This is a genomic window from Mesorhizobium sp. M2C.T.Ca.TU.002.02.1.1 (assembly GCF_003997225.1).
Window position 1 is genome coordinate 1 of sequence record NZ_RZTO01001506.1, and the last position, 485, is coordinate 485.

The 485-nt window shown below is 68.7% G+C and carries 1 protein-coding gene; it reads left to right on the plus strand.

What is annotated here, in order from left to right; genetic code table 11:
- Positions 1-147: 147 nt before the first annotated feature.
- Positions 148-485 (plus strand): SDR family NAD(P)-dependent oxidoreductase (locus tag EOD07_RS36995; protein WP_127238541.1); only part of this gene is annotated, 338 nt, incomplete at its 3' end.

Genomic DNA, 485 nt, shown 5'->3' on the forward strand with positions numbered 1-485 from the left:
GCATGAAGGCGGGCGACGTCGTCATGACGGGCAGCATCGTGCGCACGCGCTTCCCCGACAAGGCTTTTTCCTATCGGTTCGACATTGCCGGTCTTGGCAGCGTCGAGGTCAGCGGCGCCTGAGCCGCCGCATCATCGGAGAGAACGGATGGATCTTGGATTGAAGGGCAGGAACGCGCTCGTGCTGGGCGCTTCCAAAGGATTAGGCCGCGCCGTGGCCAAGGAGTTGCTGGACGAGGGCGCGCGCGTGGCGATCTGCGCCCGCACCGCCGCGGCGCTGGAGCAGACCGCCCGCGAGATCGGCGCGACGGCGCTCGTCTGCGACCTCGCGAAGCCGGGCGCTGCGACGGAGCTGGTCGAGCGGGCCAAGGCGACGCTCGGCGCGCCGGACATCGTGGTGGTCAACACCGGCGGCCCGCCCACCGCGCCCTTCGACGAGATCACCATCGAGCAATGGCGCGCCGCCTTCGACAATCTGTTCATGAG